Annotated in this window: 28 protein-coding genes; all 28 read right to left on the bottom strand. The window is 42.6% G+C overall.

Annotated features, from left to right (window positions below):
- The 28 genes from secY to rpoC all read right to left on the bottom strand — a co-directional run bounded on the left by secY (position 1) and on the right by rpoC (position 19704).
- The gene (gene secY, locus AT864_RS14890; RefSeq protein WP_066150236.1) at positions 1-1293 is read right to left on the bottom strand and encodes a preprotein translocase subunit SecY; all 1293 of its coding nucleotides are present in this window, start codon (positions 1291-1293) and stop codon (positions 1-3) included.
- Positions 1293-1733 carry a 50S ribosomal protein L15 gene (gene rplO / locus AT864_RS14885; protein ID WP_044744046.1) on the bottom strand — a complete coding sequence of 147 codons (441 nt, stop codon included), beginning with the start codon at positions 1731-1733 and terminating at the stop codon, positions 1293-1295. The genes secY and rplO overlap by 1 nt, the downstream gene beginning before the upstream one ends.
- A 23-nt stretch (positions 1734-1756) precedes the next feature.
- On the bottom strand, positions 1757-1945 hold the full coding sequence (gene rpmD, locus AT864_RS14880; protein ID WP_044744047.1) for a 50S ribosomal protein L30: 189 nt from the start codon (positions 1943-1945) through the stop codon (positions 1757-1759).
- Positions 1946-1959: 14 nt separating this feature from the next.
- The gene (gene rpsE, locus AT864_RS14875; protein ID WP_044744048.1) at positions 1960-2460 is read right to left on the bottom strand and encodes a 30S ribosomal protein S5; all 501 of its coding nucleotides are present in this window, start codon (positions 2458-2460) and stop codon (positions 1960-1962) included.
- Between the two features lie 19 nt (positions 2461-2479).
- Positions 2480-2842 carry a 50S ribosomal protein L18 gene (gene rplR, locus AT864_RS14870; protein ID WP_044744049.1) on the bottom strand — a complete coding sequence of 121 codons (363 nt, stop codon included), beginning with the start codon at positions 2840-2842 and terminating at the stop codon, positions 2480-2482.
- Between the two features lie 32 nt (positions 2843-2874).
- Positions 2875-3414 carry a 50S ribosomal protein L6 gene (gene rplF, locus AT864_RS14865; RefSeq protein WP_044744050.1) on the bottom strand — a complete coding sequence of 180 codons (540 nt, stop codon included), beginning with the start codon at positions 3412-3414 and terminating at the stop codon, positions 2875-2877.
- A 31-nt stretch (positions 3415-3445) separates the two neighbouring features.
- Positions 3446-3844: a 30S ribosomal protein S8 gene (gene rpsH / locus AT864_RS14860; protein WP_044744051.1), complete on the bottom strand. Its 399-nt coding sequence runs from the start codon at positions 3842-3844 to the stop codon at positions 3446-3448.
- Positions 3845-3877: 33 nt separating this feature from the next.
- On the bottom strand, positions 3878-4063 hold the full coding sequence (locus AT864_RS14855) for a type Z 30S ribosomal protein S14 (RefSeq protein WP_066150233.1): 186 nt from the start codon (positions 4061-4063) through the stop codon (positions 3878-3880).
- A 34-nt stretch (positions 4064-4097) separates the two neighbouring features.
- Positions 4098-4637: a 50S ribosomal protein L5 gene (gene rplE, locus AT864_RS14850; RefSeq protein ID WP_066150230.1), complete on the bottom strand. Its 540-nt coding sequence runs from the start codon at positions 4635-4637 to the stop codon at positions 4098-4100.
- Between the two features lie 27 nt (positions 4638-4664).
- On the bottom strand, positions 4665-4976 hold the full coding sequence (gene rplX / locus AT864_RS14845; RefSeq protein ID WP_044744053.1) for a 50S ribosomal protein L24: 312 nt from the start codon (positions 4974-4976) through the stop codon (positions 4665-4667).
- 37 nt (positions 4977-5013) lie between these two features.
- A complete protein-coding gene (gene rplN / locus AT864_RS14840) occupies positions 5014-5382 on the bottom strand; it encodes a 50S ribosomal protein L14 (protein ID WP_044744054.1) in 369 nt (122 codons plus the stop codon).
- A 44-nt stretch (positions 5383-5426) separates the two neighbouring features.
- Positions 5427-5690: a 30S ribosomal protein S17 gene (rpsQ, locus tag AT864_RS14835; RefSeq protein WP_044744055.1), complete on the bottom strand. Its 264-nt coding sequence runs from the start codon at positions 5688-5690 to the stop codon at positions 5427-5429.
- 23 nt (positions 5691-5713) lie between these two features.
- Positions 5714-5914, bottom strand: coding sequence for a 50S ribosomal protein L29 (rpmC, locus tag AT864_RS14830; RefSeq protein WP_044744056.1), 201 nt, complete (start codon positions 5912-5914; stop codon positions 5714-5716).
- Entirely contained in the window at positions 5904-6338 is a 435-nt protein-coding gene (gene rplP, locus AT864_RS14825; RefSeq protein WP_044744057.1) for a 50S ribosomal protein L16, read from the bottom strand. Before rplP ends, rpmC begins: the two co-directional genes overlap by 11 nt.
- 2 nt (positions 6339-6340) lie before the next feature.
- Positions 6341-6997, bottom strand: coding sequence for a 30S ribosomal protein S3 (rpsC, locus tag AT864_RS14820; protein ID WP_044744058.1), 657 nt, complete (start codon positions 6995-6997; stop codon positions 6341-6343).
- Positions 6998-7000: 3 nt separating this feature from the next.
- On the bottom strand, positions 7001-7342 hold the full coding sequence (gene rplV, locus AT864_RS14815; protein ID WP_044744059.1) for a 50S ribosomal protein L22: 342 nt from the start codon (positions 7340-7342) through the stop codon (positions 7001-7003).
- Between the two features lie 17 nt (positions 7343-7359).
- Positions 7360-7638, bottom strand: a complete 279-nt coding sequence (gene rpsS, locus AT864_RS14810) for a 30S ribosomal protein S19 (protein WP_044744060.1) — start codon at positions 7636-7638, stop codon at positions 7360-7362.
- A 57-nt stretch (positions 7639-7695) separates the two neighbouring features.
- Complete coding sequence (gene rplB / locus AT864_RS14805; protein ID WP_044744061.1) at positions 7696-8526, bottom strand: 50S ribosomal protein L2; 831 nt, start codon at positions 8524-8526, stop codon at positions 7696-7698.
- A 27-nt stretch (positions 8527-8553) separates the two neighbouring features.
- Positions 8554-8841: a 50S ribosomal protein L23 gene (gene rplW / locus AT864_RS14800; protein WP_044744062.1), complete on the bottom strand. Its 288-nt coding sequence runs from the start codon at positions 8839-8841 to the stop codon at positions 8554-8556.
- On the bottom strand, positions 8841-9464 hold the full coding sequence (gene rplD, locus AT864_RS14795) for a 50S ribosomal protein L4 (RefSeq protein WP_044744063.1): 624 nt from the start codon (positions 9462-9464) through the stop codon (positions 8841-8843). Before rplD ends, rplW begins: the two co-directional genes overlap by 1 nt.
- A gap of 27 nt (positions 9465-9491) precedes the next feature.
- On the bottom strand, positions 9492-10127 hold the full coding sequence (gene rplC / locus AT864_RS14790) for a 50S ribosomal protein L3 (RefSeq protein ID WP_066150227.1): 636 nt from the start codon (positions 10125-10127) through the stop codon (positions 9492-9494).
- A gap of 32 nt (positions 10128-10159) precedes the next feature.
- The gene (rpsJ, locus tag AT864_RS14785) at positions 10160-10468 is read right to left on the bottom strand and encodes a 30S ribosomal protein S10 (protein ID WP_003247558.1); all 309 of its coding nucleotides are present in this window, start codon (positions 10466-10468) and stop codon (positions 10160-10162) included.
- A 641-nt stretch (positions 10469-11109) separates the two neighbouring features.
- The gene (gene tuf, locus AT864_RS14780) at positions 11110-12297 is read right to left on the bottom strand and encodes an elongation factor Tu (RefSeq protein WP_066150224.1); all 1188 of its coding nucleotides are present in this window, start codon (positions 12295-12297) and stop codon (positions 11110-11112) included.
- Positions 12298-12431: 134 nt separating this feature from the next.
- On the bottom strand, positions 12432-14510 hold the full coding sequence (fusA, locus tag AT864_RS14775) for an elongation factor G (protein WP_044744066.1): 2079 nt from the start codon (positions 14508-14510) through the stop codon (positions 12432-12434).
- Between the two features lie 163 nt (positions 14511-14673).
- A complete protein-coding gene (gene rpsG / locus AT864_RS14770; RefSeq protein WP_044744067.1) occupies positions 14674-15144 on the bottom strand; it encodes a 30S ribosomal protein S7 in 471 nt (156 codons plus the stop codon).
- A 53-nt stretch (positions 15145-15197) separates the two neighbouring features.
- The gene (rpsL, locus tag AT864_RS14765) at positions 15198-15620 is read right to left on the bottom strand and encodes a 30S ribosomal protein S12 (RefSeq protein ID WP_044744068.1); all 423 of its coding nucleotides are present in this window, start codon (positions 15618-15620) and stop codon (positions 15198-15200) included.
- 102 nt (positions 15621-15722) lie between these two features.
- Positions 15723-15971: a 50S ribosomal protein L7ae-like protein gene (locus AT864_RS14760; protein WP_066150221.1), complete on the bottom strand. Its 249-nt coding sequence runs from the start codon at positions 15969-15971 to the stop codon at positions 15723-15725.
- Between the two features lie 136 nt (positions 15972-16107).
- A complete protein-coding gene (gene rpoC / locus AT864_RS14755) occupies positions 16108-19704 on the bottom strand; it encodes a DNA-directed RNA polymerase subunit beta' (protein ID WP_044744070.1) in 3597 nt (1198 codons plus the stop codon).
- Between the last annotated feature and the right edge of the window lie 47 nt (positions 19705-19751).

The raw sequence follows: 19751 nt of genomic DNA, 5'->3' as shown, positions 1-19751 counted from the left end.
TTACTTAATGAAACCTTTGTAATGTCGTTTAACTAATTGACTTTCAAGCTGCTTCATGGTTTCAAGCGCAACTCCAATCACAATCAGCAAGCTCGTTCCACCGATTCGAGCAGAATCTGGCAAATTAGCAACCTTGACAAAAAATACAGGAAGAACAGCGATTACTGCTAAAAATATTGAACCAACAAATGTGAGACGATAAAGAACTTTGGTTACGTATTCTTGAGTGTTTCTTCCTGGGCGAATGCCTGGAATATATCCACCTTGTTTTTTCAGATTGTCCGCCATTTGCTCCGGGTTCACTTGAACAAAGGCATAGAAGTACGTAAAGGCAATAATTAATGCCACATATATAATCATACCAACTGGCTGTGTATAATCAAACGTTTTCTTGATCCACAATGTTACATCATTCGAGCCGAAAAACGATGCAATTGTCGGTGGTGCAACAATAAACGACACCGCAAAAATAACAGGAATAACCCCTGCCGGATTTACTTTTAACGGCAAATGAGTAGAGTGACCGCCTACCGGACTGCGTCCCTCCAATCGCTTTGCATACTGAATTGGAATCTTTCTAAACGCTTGTTGAACGTAGATGACTCCAACAATGATGGCAATCACAGCTAAAGCGATAAGAAGCACCGTTACAATTCTTAAAAATAGCTGATCACCAGCGTTTTCAAACTGCTGGGCGTAAATTTGGTTAAGAGTAGAAGGGATTCCCGAAACGATACCCGCAAAGATGATAATGGAGATTCCGTTTCCTACTCCCTTTGCTGTAATTTGTTCTCCTAACCACATTAAAAACGATGTACCCGCAGTTAATACAAGCGCGATAAGCAAATATGTCGGCACTCCAGGATTTTTAATTAACATGCCATTTGTCATATTGTTAAAGCCGTATGACATACCGAATGCTTCGATGAAGCCAAGCACAATCGTAAAGTAGCGGGTAAACTGAGCTAATTTACGTCGTCCAACCTCTCCTTGTTTGGACCATTCCGTAAATTTAGGAACAACATCCATCTGTAGCAGCTGTACGATGATGGATGCTGTAATGTAAGGCATAACCCCCATAGCAAAAATGGAGAAGTTTTTTAAAGCCCCTCCCCCAAATGTATTGAGAACGCCGAACACATTTAACTGGTCTTGCATTTTCAATACATCAGCGTTCACGCTTGGAACAGGAATAAACGTCCCAATCCGGAACACAATGAGCATAAGGAGGGTGAACAGAATTTTCTTTCTTATGTCACCCACGCGCATAAAGTTGGAGATTGTTCGAAACATTAAATCACCTCAGTTTTACCGCCAGCAGCTTCAATCGCTTCTTTTGCAGCAGAGGAGAATTTATGTGCTTTCACTGTTAATTTTTTCTCAATTTGACCATTTCCTAAAATTTTCAAACCAGCTTTCAGCTTGCTGATTACACCTGTTTCTAAAAGAAGCTCAGGTGTTACTTCTGTGCCATCTTCAAAGCGGTTGAGCGTATCAAGATTTACGATCGCATATTCTTTTCGATTGATGTTTGTAAAGCCGCGTTTTGGAAGACGACGGAATAAAGGAGTTTGACCACCTTCAAAACCAAGTCTTACACCGCCACCTGAACGAGCATTCTGTCCTTTGTGACCTTTACCAGACGTTTTACCGTTACCAGAACCGATACCACGACCCACACGGTTACGTTCTTTGCGGGAGCCTGGTGCTGGTTGTAATTCATGAAGTTTCATCGCGAGGCACCTCCTTATACTAATTATTGTTCTAGCTCTTGTACTTTCACAAGATGCGATACTTTATTAATCATTCCGCGAATCGCTGGATTATCGTTATGAACAACTGTTTGATGCAATTTTCGCAAACCTAAAGTTTTTACAGTGACACGTTGATCTTCAGGACGACCAATCACGCTGCGAGTGAGGGTAATCGCTAATTTTTTCGCCATTTGTATTTCCCTCCTTATCCTAACAGTTCCTCAACTGTTTTACCACGCAATTTTGCTACATCTTCTGCGCGTTTCAATTGTTTTAAGCCGTCGATTGTCGCGCGCACCATGTTGACAGGCGTGTTAGAACCGATGGATTTAGATAGAATGTCACTTACTCCTGCTAATTCAAGTACTGCACGAGCTGGACCACCTGCGATAACTCCTGTACCTTCAGAAGCCGGCTTTAAGATGATTTCACCCGCACCAAAGTGGCCGACTACTTCATGAGGAATGGTTGTACCAACGATCGGCACTGTAATCAAGTTTTTCTTAGCATCTTCAATCGCTTTGCGAATCGCATCTGGAACCTCTTGAGCCTTTCCAGTTCCAAATCCGACATGACCGTTCTTGTCACCAACAACAACAAGAGCAGCGAAACGGAATCGACGTCCACCTTTTACTACTTTTGCTACACGGTTAACGGCAACTACGCGTTCTTCAAGTTCAAGTTTATTTGGATCAATGCGACGCATCTCTGTCCCTCCTTTATAATTAGAATTCTAACCCAGCTTCGCGAGCAGCGTCAGCAAGTGCTTTTACACGGCCATGATATAAGTATCCACCGCGGTCAAATACTACGCTTTTAATTCCTTTTTCTAATGCGCGTTTTGCAACTAATTCGCCCACTTTTTGTGCTGCATCTACATTTCCAGTTGCGTCTAAGTTGAACTCTTTATCAAGTGTAGAAGCACTAACAATGGTTACAGCTTTGACATCATCAATAATTTGTGCATAAATGTGCTTGTTGGAACGGAACACATTTAAGCGTGGACGTTCAGCAGTTCCAAATAATTTTCTCCGAACGCGAGCATGTCTTTTTTTGCGAACCGCGTTTTTATCAAGCTTAGTGATCATTTCCGTCACTCCTTTCATTTACCTAAGCAGCATTATTTCTTACCTGTTTTACCTTCTTTACGACGTACAACTTCGCCTTCGTAACGAATACCTTTTCCTTTGTATGGTTCTGGAGAGCGTACCGCACGAATGTTTGCTGCTAATTCACCAACACGTTGTTTGTCCGCACCTTTAACAACAATTTTTGTTTGTGAAGGAACCTCAATTTCAAGACCCTCTTCTGGCTCAATTTCAACAGGATGAGAGTACCCGACACTAAGAACGAGCTTTTTGCCTTGTTTTGATGCACGATAACCGACCCCTACTAATTCAAGGCCTTTCTCGTATCCTTTTGAAACTCCTTCCACCATGTTCGCCAATAAGCTGCGTGTTGTACCGTGAAGAGTGCGATGCTCTTTTGCATCACTTGGACGAGAAACTGTGAGAATATTGTCTTCCACTGTGATTGTCATATCAGGATGGAAAGCACGAGTCAATTCGCCTTTCGGTCCTTTTACTGTAACGGTGCTGCCGTTAACTGTTACTGTTACACCTGCAGGAATTTCGATTGGTTTTTTACCAACACGTGACATAACTTGACACCTCCATTCTTAAAAAGACTGATTACCAGATGTATGCTAACACTTCGCCGCCAGTTCCTTTTTGACGCGCTTCTTTATCTGTTAAAATTCCTTGAGACGTAGAAATAATAGCGATACCTAAACCGTTCAATACACGAGGCACTTCATTAGCTTTGGCATAAACGCGCAAACCAGGCTTGCTGATGCGTTTAAGACCAGTAATAACGCGCTCATTATTTGGACCGTATTTTAAGAAAATACGGAGAACACCTTGTTTGTTATCTTCGATGTATTCGACATCACGAATGAAGCCTTCACGTTTTAAGATTTCTGCGATTTCTTTCTTCATTTTCGAAGCAGGGACTTCAAGTTTTTCGTGACGCACCATGTTCGCATTACGAATGCGAGTAAGCATATCTGCAATTGGATCTGTCATCACCATTATGTTTTACCTCCTTCCCAATTCACGGGTTGATTACCAGCTTGCTTTTTTCACACCAGGAATTTGACCTTTATATGCTAATTCACGGAAACAAATACGGCAAAGTTTAAACTTGCGATAAACGGAGTGTGGACGTCCGCAGCGTTCGCAGCGAGTGTACGCCTGAACTTTAAACTTTGGTGCGCGTTTTTGTTTCGCGATCATTGATTTCTTAGCCACATTTTCGCCTCCCTCTTTTTATAAATGGGATTCATTATTTTTGGAACGGCATACCAAGCAATGTTAACAACTCATGAGCTTCCTCATCAGTGTTTGCTGTTGTAACGATCACAATGTCCATACCACGAACTTTGTTGACTTTATCGTAGTCAATTTCAGGGAAAATTAGCTGTTCTTTGATCCCTAATGTATAGTTACCGCGGCCGTCGAATGATTTTTTTGATACGCCGCGGAAGTCGCGAACACGTGGAAGAGAAACAGAGATTAATTTATCAAAAAACTCATACATGCGCTCTCCGCGTAATGTGACTTTCGCTCCGATTGGCATACCTTCACGAAGACGGAAACCAGCGATTGATTTTTTCGCACGAGTGACAACTGGTTTTTGACCAGAAATTAATGCTAGCTCTTCAACAGCATTGTCCAATGCTTTCGCGTTTTGCACCGCATCACCAACACCCATGTTGATGACGATTTTTTCGATTTTTGGAACTTGCATTACAGATTTATAGTTAAACTTGCTCATAAGAGCAGGAATAACTTCTTTTACATATTTTTCTTTTAGGCGGTTCATGTAAGTACCTCCTTTCTCACATCACGATTATTTATCTAAAATTTCACCAGATTTTTTCGCGTAACGTACTTTTTTTCCATCTACTAATTTATAGCCTACGCGAGTTGGAGTTCCTGTTTTAGGATCTAAAGGCATTACGTTTGAAACGTGAATTGGTGCCTCTTTGCTAATAATACCGCCTTGAGGGTTTACTTGAGATGGTTTTGCGTGTTTTTTAACGATGTTTACTCCTTCTACAAGCACTCGGTTTTTCTTAGGGAACGCTGCAAGTACAACCCCTTGCTTTCCTTTATCTTTACCAGAGATTACTTGTACTTTATCACCTTTTTTTACATGCATCGTAGTTCGCACCTCCTTGAAAGGCTTTTCCTATTCATTAAATCACTTCTGGAGCTAGAGAAACGATTTTCATAAAATCTTTTTCACGTAATTCACGCGCAACTGGGCCGAAAATACGAGTTCCGCGTGGGCTTTTGTCGTCACGGATGATCACGCATGCGTTTTCGTCAAAGCGAATGTAAGAGCCGTCTGCGCGACGCACACCACGTTTTGTACGAACCACAACAGCTTTTACAACTTGACCTTTTTTAACAACGCCACCTGGTGTTGCGTCCTTAACAGTCACTACAACAACATCGCCGATGTTCGCATAGCGACGACCGGAACCACCTAACACTTTAATGACAAGCACTTCACGCGCACCAGAGTTATCTGCAACCTTCATACGAGTTTCTTGTTGAATCATTTACGAAACCTCCCTTCGGAATTATATCAATCATCCGAACATCATTAAAGAATAATCGCTTTTTCCACTACTTCTACAAGACGGAAACGCTTTGTTGCAGAAAGCGGACGAGTTTCCATGATTTTTACGATATCGCCAACTTTTGCTACGTTGTTTTCGTCATGCGCTTTATATTTTTTGGAGTATTTAACACGCTTTCCATAAAGCGGATGTTTTTTGTATGTTTCTACAAGAACCGTCACCGTTTTGTCCATTTTGTCAGACACAACGCGGCCAATGTATACTTTACGTTGATTGCGTTCACTCATGTCGCGAACCTCCTCTCAAGCGTTTATTTATTAGCAGCAATCTCTCTCTCGCGAACGATCGTTTTCATGCGGGCAATAGATTTACGCACTTCGCGAATGCGAGCTGTGTTTTCTAATTGGCCTGTCGCTAATTGGAAGCGAAGGTTGAATAATTCTTCTTTTAAAGATTTAATTTTTTGTTCAATCTCGGCAGTGGTAAGGTCACGGATTTCTTTAGCTTTCATTAGATTCACCACCAATTTCTTCACGTTTTACAAACTTACACTTAATCGGAAGTTTATGAGAAGCTAAACGCAATGCTTCGCGTGCTACTTCTTCAGAAACACCCGCAATTTCGAACATTACTTTACCAGGTTTTACAACCGCTACCCAACCTTCAGGCGCCCCTTTACCGGAACCCATGCGCACTTCTAAAGGTTTTGCTGTATAAGGCTTTGAAGGGAAAATTTTGATCCAAACTTTACCGCCACGTCTCATATAACGAGTCATCGCACGACGAGCAGCCTCGATTTGACGGTTCGTAATCCAAGCAGATTCTAATGCTTGTAATCCATATTCACCGAAATGCACTTCTGTACCGCCTTTTGCGCGGCCTCTCATGCGTCCACGATGTTCACGACGGAATTTCACGCGTTTTGGCATTAACATAATTAATTTCCTCCTTCCTCAGTTTTCTTTTTCGCAGGAAGGACCTCTCCACGATAAATCCATACTTTCACACCGATTTTTCCATATGTTGTATCCGCTTCTGCTGTTGCATAGTCAATGTCAGCACGAAGAGTGTGGAGTGGAACTGTTCCTTCACTGTAGTGTTCAGAACGAGCGATATCGGCACCGCCTAAGCGACCAGATACCATTGTTTTAATTCCTTTTGCACCAGCACGCATTGTGCGTTGAATCGCTTGTTTTTGTGCACGACGGAACGATACGCGGTTTTCAATTTGACGCGCAATATTTTCAGCTACTAATTTCGCATCTAAATCCGGTTTTTTGATTTCTAAAATGTTGATATGAACACGTTTCCCCGTTAGTTGGTTAAGAGCTTTGCGAAGCGCTTCGACTTCTGTGCCGCCTTTACCGATAACCATGCCTGGTTTAGCAGTATGGATCGTAATGTTGATACGGTTAGCCGCACGTTCGATTTCTACTTTAGAAACAGCCGCATCGCTTAAACGTTTCGTGATGTACTCACGCACTTTAAGGTCTTCATGCAAAAGATCCGCATAATCTTTTTCAGCATACCATCTTGATTCCCAATCACGGATAATACCGATGCGAAGACCGACTGGATTCACCTTTTGACCCACTGATTATCCCTCCTTCTTTTCTGAAACAACGATCGTAATATGGCTTGTGCGTTTGTTGATCGCGCTCGCACGACCCATTGCGCGAGGACGGAAGCGTTTCAATGTTGGACCTTCATCCACATATGCCTCTGTTACGACTAAATTGTTAACATCCATATCATAGTTATGCTCTGCATTCGCTACAGCAGATTTCAATACTTTCTCAATAATTGGAGAAGCAGCTTTAGGAGTATGACGAAGAATCGCTACTGCTTCACCTACTTGCTTTCCTCGAATCAAATCAATCACTAAACGAGCTTTACGAGGAGCAATACGAACTGTTCTAGCAACAGCTTTAGCTTGCATAAATGAGCCTCCTCTCATTAACGTTTTGTTTTCTTATCATCGCCAGCATGACCTTTGTATGTGCGCGTTGGTGCGAATTCACCAAGCTTGTGTCCTACCATATCCTCTGTAATGTACACAGGTACATGTTTGCGTCCATCATATACCGCGATTGTGTGACCGATGAATTGTGGGAAAATCGTCGAACGACGAGACCATGTTTTAATTACTTGTTTTTGTCCAGTCTCATTTAACTTTTCAACTTTTTTCATTAAATGATCATCACAAAAAGGACCTTTTTTTAGGCTGCGACCCATAAATAAACCTCCCTTCGTGATTGTTCTACGGTTCTTAAGAACCGTAGTTCAACCCCGTTATTTTTTACGACGACGTACAATAAATTTATCGGATTTATTTTTCTTTTTACGAGTTTTGAATCCAAGAGTTGGTTTACCCCATGGAGTCATTGGCGACTTGCGTCCGATTGGTGCTTTACCTTCACCACCACCATGTGGGTGATCAACAGGGTTCATAACGGAACCGCGAACAGTTGGACGGATGCCTAACCAACGAGCACGTCCTGCTTTACCAACATTGACAAGCTCATGTTGTTCGTTACCTACTTGACCAATTGTCGCACGGCAAGCACCTAAAATCATGCGAACTTCACCAGAAGCTAAACGAACAAGAACATACTTGCCTTCTTTACCAAGCACTTGTGCAGATGTACCAGCAGAACGAACAAGCTGTCCACCTTTTCCTGGTTTCAATTCAATGTTGTGTACTAAAGTACCAACAGGGATATTCGCAAGCGGTAGTGCATTCCCTACTTTGATGTCCGCTTCTGGACCAGACATGATTTCCATGCCTACTTCTAAGTTTTTAGGAGCGATAATATAACGTTTTTCACCATCTACATAGTGAATCAACGCAATGTTCGCTGAACGGTTTGGATCGTACTCGATTGTAGCAACGCGTCCTGGAATGCCATCTTTGTCGCGTTTGAAATCGATGATACGATATTGACGCTTATGACCGCCACCTTGGTGACGAACTGTCAACTTACCTTGGTTGTTACGACCACCTTTTTTCTTTAAAGGCGCAAGCAATGATTTCTCTGGCTTGTCAGTTGTGATTTCTGAGAAATCAAGAACTGTCATGCCACGGCGACCGTTGGACGTTGGTTTGTATTTTTTAATCGCCATGTCGGTTTCCCTCCTTCTCTGTTAAACTTATACTTCGAACAATTCGATCTCTTTGCTGTCTGGTGTTAATGTCACAATCGCTTTGCGACGGCGGTTTGTAAGCCCGCTATAACGGCCAACTCGTTTGAACTTTCCTTTGTAGTTCATGATGTTGACTTTCGCAACCTTTACGCCAAAAATTGCTTCGACAGCATCTTTTACTTCTGTTTTGTTTGCTTTTACATCCACTTCGAATGTATATTTTTTCTCAGCCACTAAATTCATTGAGTTTTCAGTGATAACGGGGCGCTTAATAATATCGCGAGGATCTTTCATTATGCAAGCACCTCCTCTACTTTTTCCACGGCTGCTTTTGTAATCACAAGCTTATCGTGGTTTAACACATCAAGCACGTTGATTCCGTTAGCAGCAACCACTGTTACTCCAGGAATGTTGCGTGCCGATAGCATGATATTTTCATTGATGTCCGCTGTTACGATTAACGCTTTGCGGTCTGCAGAAAGATTGCTTAAAATTTTCACCATTTCTTTTGTTTTTGGTGCTTCTAAAGCTAAGTTGTCTAATACAACAATGTTATTTTCAAGAACTTTTGAAGACAAAGCAGATTTAATAGCTAAACGACGAACTTTCTTTGGAAGCTTGTAGCTGTAACTGCGTGGAACTGGACCAAACACAGTACCGCCGCCACGCCATTGTGGAGAGCGGATCGAACCTTGACGAGCACGTCCAGTACCTTTTTGGCGCCATGGTTTACGGCCACCGCCGCTTACTTCAGCGCGATTTTTCGTTTTGTGCGTTCCTTGACGCAAAGAAGCACGTTGCATAATCACTGCTTCAAATAACACATGTTTATTTGGCTCAATACCAAATACGGAATCGTTTAATTCAATTTCTCCAACAGTTGCTCCGTTTTGGTTGTACAATGCTACTTTTGGCATTGGATAATTCCTCCTTTCTTAAGAAAGTTATTTCACTTTTGCTTTAACCGCACTTTTGATCACAACAAGTCCTTTATTTGGACCAGGTACATTTCCTTTAACAAGAAGCAGATTACGTTCTACATCTACTTTTACAATTTTCAAGTTTTGAACTGTAACACGCTCTCCGCCCATGCGACCTGGCAATTCTTTCGATTTAAATACGCGGTTTGGCGCAATAGGACCCATTGAACCAGGACGGCGATGATAGCGAGAACCGTGAGCCATAGGTCCACGAGATTGGCCATGGCGCTTAATTGCACCTTGGAATCCTTTACCTTTTGAAACTCCTGTTACATCGATCATATCGCCCTCAGCGAAAATATCAACTTTGACTTCCTGACCAACTTCGTATTCCGCTGCGTTAGCACCGCGGATTTCACGGATGAAGCGCTTAGGTGCAGTGTTCGCTTTGGCTACATGACCTTTTTCCGGTTTGTTGGCTAACTTTTCGCGTTTATCTTCAAAACCTAATTGGATTGCTTCATAGCCATCATTTTCAACTGTTTTCTTTTGAAGAACAACGTTAGGAGTCGCTTCAATTACCGTTACCGGAATTAGATCGCCGTTTTCTGCGAATACCTGCGTCATACCAATTTTTCTCCCTAAGATTCCTTTGGTCATTTGTCACACCTCCTATAAATTCGTTTTTACAATTAAAGCTTGATTTCAATATCGACACCGGATGGTAAGTCCAAACGCATTAATGAATCCACAGTTTGTGGAGTTGGGTTTACGATATCGATCAAACGTTTATGTGTACGCATTTCAAATTGTTCACGAGAGTCTTTATACTTGTGAACAGCACGTAAAATCGTATAAACAGTTCTTTCTGTTGGTAATGGAATCGGCCCAGATACTTTTGCACCTGAACGTTTTGCTGTCTCTACGATTTTCTCAGCAGATTGATCAAGGATTCGATGATCGTAAGCTTTTAAACGGATACGAATTTTTTCTTTTGCCATTATTTTCCCTCCTTCTTCGCCTATTTTAAAAATAGACATTCTCCGTGGAAATTTCCTCACACTCGCCATGGCAAAGCGGCCGGGTGTGTCAGCAACCTTCCACTTCATCGCAGTCAAAGACCAACATTAGATATTATACAGATATCTATAATGAAATGCAAGCAAAATCTCGCTTTGCATCCATTGTTTTATCGTAAAACTGATTTTCGCTACAGCTTATCAACGCGTGTCAAAAATGCCTGAATCCATTGTAGACGAATGGGGACATTTATAAACCTATTGGCCTGAATTTCATTATTGAGATTTAGGCCCCTATTTCTTGAGTCTATGTTGAAAATACTTTCATATCGACATGATTTGATTCTCATATGAGCGGATGATGATTTACTTTTGCAGTCAAACGATCATGAGTTTTAATAGATATCATCATATGTATACAAGCATGGAGACAATAAGTGATTCGATTAGATCTAGCACCACGAGTTTTTATTATTTATGAGAACCAAAACATAGCAAAACACAATTTTCATCTTTTTGATGGCGACGCAACTTTCCGTCATAGACAAGTAATGAAGACAACGCTGCCCAGATAGATTTTCAACAATAAAAAAGGGTTTGCTTGAAGCAAACCCTTTCTATGATTATTCAATGATAGAAGATACAACGCCAGCGCCTACTGTACGTCCACCTTCGCGGATAGAGAATTTTGTACCTTCTTCAATCGCGATAGGTGCAATCAATTCTACTGTCATTTCGATGTTGTCGCCAGGCATAACCATCTCTACGCCTTCTGGTAGAGTGATGATACCAGTAACGTCAGTTGTACGGAAGTAGAATTGTGGACGGTAGTTAGAGAAGAATGGGGTATGACGTCCACCTTCTTCTTTAGATAATACGTAAACTTCTGCTTTAAATTTTGTGTGTGGTGTGATTGTGCCTGGTTTTGCAAGTACTTGACCACGTTGGATTTCATCGCGAGCAACACCGCGAAGAAGTGCACCGATGTTGTCACCAGCTTCTGCTTGGTCAAGAAGCTTACGGAACATTTCTACACCAGTAACTGTTGTAGATTTTGGCTCATCAGCAAGACCGATGATGTCTACAACGTCACCAACTTTTAAGATACCGCGCTCAACACGACCAGTAGCAACTGTACCACGACCAGTGATAGAGAATACGTCCTCAACTGGCATCATGAATGGTTTATCAGTGTCGCGTTGTGGAGTTGGGATATACTCATCAACAGCGTTCATAAGCTCAACGATTTTAGCTTCCCATTCAGCGTCACCTTCAAGAGCTTTTAACGCAGAACCTTTGATTACTGGGATTTCATCGCCAGGGAATTCGTATTCAGACAATAGGTCACGAACTTCCATTTCAACAAGTTCTAATAATTCCTCGTCGTCTACCATATCGCATTTGTTTAAGAATACTACGATGTATGGTACGCCTACTTGGCGAGAAAGAAGAATGTGCTCACGAGTTTGTGGCATTGGACCGTCAGCAGCAGATACTACAAGGATCGCGCCGTCCATTTGTGCCGCACCAGTGATCATGTTTTTCACGTAGTCAGCGTGTCCTGGGCAGTCAACGTGTGCATAGTGGCGGTTGTCAGTTTCGTACTCAACGTGTGCAGTTGAGATTGTGATACCGCGCTCACGCTCTTCTGGAGCAGCGTCGATTTGATCGTATGCACGAGCTTCTGCTTTACCTTGTTTCGCAAGAACAGTTGTGATTGCAGCTGTTAAAGTTGTTTTACCATGGTCAACGTGGCCAATTGTACCAATGTTAACGTGTGGTTTAGAGCGTTCAAATTTCGCTTTAGCCATTATAGATATCCTCCTTAAATAATAATTTTCATTTTAATTTTTAAGTATATTGAATGCTTGGAAGCAAACATGCAAGCATGTCTGCTCCCAAGTCTTACATAAGTATTTATACTTGAACAATGCTAGAAAATCAATTATTCGCCTTTATTTTTTTTGATGATTTCCTCAGCAATGCTCTTTGGAACTTCTTCATAGTGATCAAATACCATGGAGAATACTCCGCGTCCTTGCGTATTAGAACGCAATGAAGTTGCATATCCGAACATTTCGGATAATGGAACCATCGCGTGTACCACTTGCGCGTTACCGCGAGCCTCCATGCCTTCTACGCGTCCGCGGCGAGAAGTGATGTCACCCATAATGTCACCAAGGTATTCTTCTGGAATGACAACTTCTACTTTCATAATTGGCTCAAGTAATACTGGGTCACATTTTGTTGCTGCGTTTTTCAATGCAAGAGAAGCAGCAATTTTGAATGCCATTTCACTTGAGTCTACATCGTGGTAAGAACCATCGAATAGTTTCGCTTTGATATCAACAACTGGATATCCAGCGAGAACACCATTTTGCATTGCGTCTTCAAGACCCGCTTGAATTGCCGGGATATACTCTCTTGGAACAACCCCACCGACAATCGCATTTTCAAATTCAAAGCCTTTTCCTTCTTCGTTTGGCGTAAATTCAATCCAAACGTGACCGTATTGACCGCGACCACCAGACTGACGTACGAATTTACCTTCTACTTGAGCAGACTTGCGGAATGTTTCGCGGTATGCAACTTGTGGAGCACCTACATTCGCTTCTACTTTGAACTCCCGACGCATACGGTCAACAATGATATCAAGGTGAAGCTCACCCATACCCGCAATAATGGTCTGACCTGTTTCTTGGTCTGTCCACGCGCGGAATGTTGGGTCTTCTTCTTGAAGCTTTTGCAACGCTGTGCTCATTTTGTCTTGGTCTGCTTTTGATTTTGGTTCAATCGCAATTTGAATAACTGGCTCTGGGAATGTCATCGATTCCAAAATAACAGGATCTTTTTCATCGCACAGAGTATCTCCAGTCGTTGTATCTTTTAAACCTACTGCTGCAGCGATATCACCCGCATATACTGTAGAAATTTCTTGGCGGTGGTTCGCATGCATTTGTAGAATACGACCGATACGTTCACGTTTACGTTTTGTCGAGTTCAATACGTATGAACCGGAATCTAATGCACCAGAATATACGCGGAAGAACGTCAACTTACCAACGTAAGGGTCTGTCATAATTTTAAACGCTAATGCTGCAAATGGAGCATCATCGCGAGATTCACGCACTGTCTCTTCTTCTGTATCTGGAACAACCCCTTTAATTGGCGGGATGTCCACTGGAGCAGGTAGGTAATCTACGACTCCATCTAGCATTAACTGAACACCTTTGTTTTTGAAAGCAGAGCCGCAGAATACTGGGAAGAATTCAACAGAAATAGTGGCTTTACGGATTGCTGCCTTTAATTCCTCTGTTGTAACCTCTTCTCCTTCTAAATATTTCATCATTAATTCTTCATCAAGCTCCGCTACTGCTTCAATCAATTTCCCGCGATATTCTTCTGCTACATCGCGGTAATCTTCTGGAATTTCAATGCGCTCAATGTTTTTACCTAATTCATCGTGGTAATGATAAGCGCACATTTCAACAAGATCAATAATGCCATTGAATTGATCTTCAGCGCCAATCGGCAATTGGACCGGATGAGCATTCGCTTGCAAACGGTCATGAAGTGTTTTAACAGAATATAAGAAATCAGCGCCGATTTTGTCCATTTTGTTAACGAATACAATACGAGGAACACCGTATGTAGTCGCCTGACGCCATACCGTTTCAGTCTGAGGCTCTACCCCAGATTGCGCATCAAGTACTGCTACTGCTCCGTCTAAAACGCGTAAAGAACGTTCAACTTCCACTGTGAAATCTACGTGTCCTGGTGTGTCGATAATGTTAATACGATGACCTTTCCATTGAGCTGTTGTCGCCGCAGACGTGATGGTAATCCCGCGCTCTTGCTCTTGTTCCATCCAGTCCATCGTAGCAGCGCCTTCATGCACTTCACCGATTTTATGAACGCGACCTGTATAGAAAAGGATACGTTCCGTTGTTGTCGTTTTACCGGCATCGATATGAGCCATGATACCAATATTGCGAGTGTTTTCTAAGGAGAACTCTCTTGCCATCTTGGTTTTTTCTCCTTCCTTGATAAGTTAAGTATCTTAATTTAATAAATAGTTGCAAATATAGGAAGATAGGTGAGTATACGAACAAGGTCAACACCTGATCGTCTTCACCTATTTTCCTCATTGGACATAAAAGATCCATCGTTTCATTAAGGCAATACGATTACCAGCGATAGTGAGCAAATGCTCTGTTTGCCTCTGCCATTTTGTGAGTATCTTCGCGTTTTTTCACAGATGCTCCTGTATTGTTTGCAGCATCTAAAATTTCGTTTGCTAAACGCTCTTCCATCGTTTTCTCACCACGAAGACGAGCGTAGTTTACTAACCAACGAAGACCTAATGTTGTGCGGCGGTCAGGACGAACCTCTACTGGAACTTGGTAGTTCGCACCACCAACGCGACGTGCACGCACCTCAAGAACAGGCATTACATTTTTTAATGCTTGTTCAAATACTTCCATCGGATCTTTGCCAGTGCGTTCACGAATAATGTCGAACGATGTGTAAAGAATTTTTTGCGCCTTTCCTTTTTTACCATCAATCATGATTTTGTTGATGAGGCGTGTTACGAGTTTCGAATTGTAAATTGGATCTGGTAGTACATCTCTTTTCGCAACCGAACCTTTACGTGGCATAGTTTTTCCTCCTTTCAAGAAAAAAATCCTATTTTTTCAATTGTCATCATCTATTATTTTTTAGCAGCTTTTGGTTTTTTAGCACCGTATTTAGAACGGCCTTGCATACGGTTAGCCACACCTGCAGTATCTAATGCACCACGAACGATGTGATAGCGCACACCCGGCAAGTCTTTAACACGACCACCGCGAATTAATACAACACTGTGCTCTTGTAGGTTGTGACCGATACCCGGAATGTATGCTGTTACCTCGATTCCGTTTGATAAACGCACACGGGCATATTTACGAAGCGCTGAGTTTGGCTTCTTCGGCGTCATTGTACCTACACGTGTACATACACCGCGTTTTTGCGGAGAAGCAACGTTCGTTTGTACTTTTTTGAAGCTGTTATACCCTTTATTTAAAGCAGGGGATTTAGATTTCACAACTTTTTTCGTACGGCCTTTGCGTACTAATTGGTTAATTGTAGGCATAATAAAAATCCTCCCTTCACACATAAGTTCAAGTCCACACATCCAGGTGGCTCATTATTTATGCAAAAACAAAGTTTTTGTAGAAAATCCACAAAAACAGTTTTAACGAATAATCGCAACAGCTGCGGCCCTTACTTGGATTTTACACGCTTCTCCAAGCTTCTTCATCGAATCTACCTTTGTTACAGGGACGCCTGCTTTGTTTGCTGCTTCCATAATTTTAGTGGTAATGGCTGGATCAGCATCCTCGGCAACCACTACTTCCTGTACGATTCCTTCTTTTAGGACGCGCATTGTTTGCTTTGTTCCCACTAACACTTGTTGAGCCTGTAATACTTTTTCATAAGACATATGCCATATCCTCCAAAGCAACAGGTTTTCGGAACACCTTTATTACATTAACATGTTCTACATGACATTGTCAACTCTTATTTGATGAATTTGTTACCGGCAGGTCTTACCTGCCGGTAACTCCATGAATCATGATTTACTTGGTTGTTACCTGTTCATCTTGATGCTGTTTAACAGCAGGCTTGATTTTTCGATAACGCGCCATTCCCGTTCCGGCTGGCACAAGCTTACCGATGATCACATTTTCTTTTAAGCCAAGCAATTCATCGCGCTTACCTTTGATAGCTGCATCCGTTAACACACGCGTCGTTTCTTGGAATGAAGCAGCCGATAAGAACGAATCTGTTTCGAGTGACGCTTTTGTAATACCAAGAAGCACTGGGCGAGCCGTAGCTGGACGTTTTCCTTCAAGCAGAACCTGCATATTCGCATCTGTAAATTGATGAACATCAAGCAAGGTGCCTGGAAGTACATCTGTGTCTCCAGCGTCAATGACTCGAACTTTGCGAAGCATTTGACGCACCATCACTTCAATATGCTTATCGCTAATTTCTACCCCTTGCATCCGGTATACTTTTTGCACTTCACGCAACAAGTACTCTTGAACAGCCGTGATGTCTTTTACTTTGAGGAGCTCCTTCGGATCAATCGATCCTTCTGTCAACTCTTGACCTCTCTCAACTTGCTTTCCTTCTTGAACTTTTAATCTTGCGTTGTATGGAGCCGTATATGTTCGTGTCTCAACCTCGCCTTTTACGACGATTTCTTGTTGACGGTCTCTCGTTTCATTAATAGCAACAACGACACCGTCAATTTCAGAGATGACCGCTTGCCCCTTCGGATTACGCGCTTCGAATAGCTCCTGAACCCGAGGCAAACCTTGTGTAATATCGTCTCCTGCTACCCCACCTGTGTGGAATGTACGCATCGTTAGCTGTGTACCAGGTTCACCGATGGATTGGGCAGCGATAATACCAACTGCTTCTCCTACTTCTACTTCTGCACCAGTAGCAAGGTTGCGGCCATAACATTTTTTACATACTCCATGGCGAGTGTTGCATGTAAAAGCAGAACGAATCCATACTTGATCAATACCGGCTTTAATAATAGCGTTAGCAATATCCTCTGTGATCATTTCGTTCTCTTTTACTAGAATTTCTCCTGTTTCTGGATGCTTCACTGTTTTCCGCGCATAGCGCCCTACTAGACGCTCCTCTAGCTTCACAATCACTTCTGTTCCATCAGTTAGTGATTTCACAAGCATACCACGGTCTGTACCGCAATCATCTTCACGAACAATGACATCTTGGGCAACGTCGACAAGTCGGCGCGTTAAATAACCAGAGTCCGCTGTTTTTAATGCTGTATCAGCAAGTCCTTTACGCGCACCATGTGTGGAAATAAAGTATTCCAATACTGTTAAACCTTCACGGAAGGATGATTTGATCGGCAATTCGATAATGCGTCCCGCCGGGTTCGCCATCAATCCGCGCATACCTGCAAGCTGTGTAAAGTTAGAGGCGTTACCACGCGCTCCAGAATCACTCATCATAAAGATCGGGTTACGCTTATCTAAGGACTCCATCAGCTTGCTTTGAATTTTATCTTTCGCAGCGCTCCACACGGAAATGACACGTTCATAACGCTCTTCATCTGTAATTAAACCGCGTCTAAATTGCTTTAACACTGTATCTACTTTCGTTTGCGCTTCTTGAAGGATTTCTTGCTTTTCCGGCAATACGACGATATCGGCTACACCAATAGTGATACCAGCTTTTGTCGAATACTTAAATCCAAGATCCTTCATCCGGTCTAACATTTTAGATGTTTCCGTGATTTTGAACCGTTTAAATACTTCAGCAATAATATTACCAAGTATTTTCTTTTTAAATGGAGGCACAAGCTCGCGCTTGCGGATTTCTTCTTTTACGTTTACACCTTTATCAAGGAAGTATTTATCCGGCGTTCTTTCTTCAATATTTTCCTGCGTCGGCTCGTTAATATACGGGAAAGACTTCGGCAGAATTTCGTTAAAGATCAACTTCCCGACGGTTGTAATGAGCAACTTCTGATTTTGCTCTTCTGTGAACGTTTCATTTTTCAACGAACCCGCATGGATGGCAATTCGAGTGTGCAAATGCACGTAGCCGCTATGGTAAGCGAGCAACGCCTCATCTGTATCTTTGAAGATCATTCCTTCACCGACCGCACCCTCGCGTTCCATCGTCAAGTAATAGTTTCCTAACACCATATCCTGTGAAGGAGTAACAACTGGTTTTCCATCTTTCGGATTCAAAATGTTCTGGGCCGCCAGCATAAGCAAACGCGCTTCCGCTTGTGCTTCTGCTGATAACGGAACGTGTACAGCCATTTGGTCTCCGTCAAAGTCCGCATTATAGGCTGTACATACAAGCGGATGCAGACGAATTGCCCGTCCTTCAACAAGCGTTGGTTCAAACGCTTGAATTCCAAGTCTATGCAAAGTTGGAGCACGGTTTAAAAGCACTGGATGTTCTTTAATGACAGACTCCAATACATCCCAAACTTCCGGGTGCACACGCTCGATTTTCCGTTTCGCGCTTTTAATATTATGAGCCAAACCACGCTCAACCAGCTCTTTCATAACAAATGGCTTGAAGAGCTCCAGCGCCATTTCTTTTGGCAAACCGCATTGATACATTTTTAAGTTCGGGCCGACGACGATTACAGAGCGGCCAGAATAGTCCACGCGTTTACCAAGTAAGTTTTGGCGGAAACGCCCTTGTTTACCTTTTAGCATATGCGATAAAGATTTAAGCGGACGGTTCCCTGGCCCTGTTACCGGACGGCCACGGCGTCCATTGTCAATTAACGCATCCACCGCTTCTTGAAGCATCCTTTTTTCGTTTTGCACAATGATGCTTGGCGCACCCAGATCTAATAAACGCTTCAAGCGATTGTTCCGGTTAATGACACGGCGATATAAATCATTTAAGTCTGAAGTCGCAAAACGGCCACCGTCTAATTGAACCATTGGGCGCAATTCAGGCGGAATAACCGGAAGTACGTCAAGCACCATCCATGCTGGATCATTTCCGGAATTACGGAAGGCTTCCAACACTTCTAAGCGTTTAATCGCCCGAGCGCGCCGTTGTCCTTGCGCTGTTTTTAGCTCTTCTTTTAATGTTTCTACTTCTTTTTCAAGATCAATATCCTGTAAAAGCTTTTTAATGGCTTCTGCTCCCATTGATGCTTGGAATGAGCTTCCGTATTTTTCACGATAGGCACGATACTCCTTCTCGGAAAGAAGCTGCTTTTTCTCAAGCGGTGTATCTCCGGGATCTGTAACAACATATGAGGCAAAATAAATTACCTCTTCCAAAGCTCGCGGGGACATGTCTAGGACAAGTCCCATGCGGCTCGGAATCCCTTTAAAATACCATATATGCGAAACAGGGGCAGCCAGTTCAATATGGCCCATACGCTCACGGCGAACTTTCGCTCGAGTAACTTCTACACCACAACGATCGCAAACAACACCTTTATAACGTACGCGCTTATATTTTCCACAATGGCATTCCCAGTCTTTCGTTGGTCCAAAAATGCGCTCGCAGAACAACCCGTCTTTTTCAGGCTTGAGTGTACGATAGTTAATCGTTTCTGGTTTTTTCACTTCGCCATAGGACCAAGAGCGAATTTTTTCCGGCGAAGCGAGTCCGATTTTCATATACTCAAAGTTATTTACATCTAGCAAGGGGCCTACCTCCCTCTCAATCTCCAGGTTTTACCCTTTTTGCCTTA

The organism is Anoxybacillus sp. P3H1B, assembly GCF_001560855.1.
In the GTDB taxonomy this organism is placed as follows: domain Bacteria; phylum Bacillota; class Bacilli; order Bacillales; family Anoxybacillaceae; genus Anoxybacteroides; species Anoxybacteroides rupiense.
This window is presented reverse-complemented; position numbering and strand designations above follow the sequence as displayed.